1 pseudogene is annotated in these 272 nt (G+C 44.1%); it reads left to right on the top strand.

Annotation, left to right across the window (positions count from 1 at the left end):
* Positions 1-223: pseudogene (locus SB775_RS29595) on the top strand (iron permease); the annotation flags it as partial.
* Positions 224-272 lie beyond the last annotated feature (49 nt).

The following is a 272-nucleotide window of genomic DNA, read 5'->3' as shown; positions in this document are numbered from 1 at the left end:
CTATATGGCCTTTAAATTTGTGGGCGTCAGTGTACATGCGCTTCAGGTTACAGGACATCTCTCGGCGCACAGCTCTGATTTCTTGGTGCACATACCTACTCTGGGCATCTACGCAAACTGGGAAACGACAGTACCACAGATTATTGTACTGGCCATTGTCATTTTCAACTTCTTCTTTACTACGCGGAAAAAGACCGTCAAACCGATTCCGCAGATTAACTAAATTCAATCTCAAAACAAAAACGCAGCTCGTGCATGTTTGATGCATACAG

The sequence above is a fragment of the Peribacillus sp. SIMBA_075 genome, from assembly GCF_046534585.1.
The sequence above is the reverse complement of the archived record's forward strand: the minus strand, read 5'-3'. Positions and strand labels throughout refer to the sequence as shown.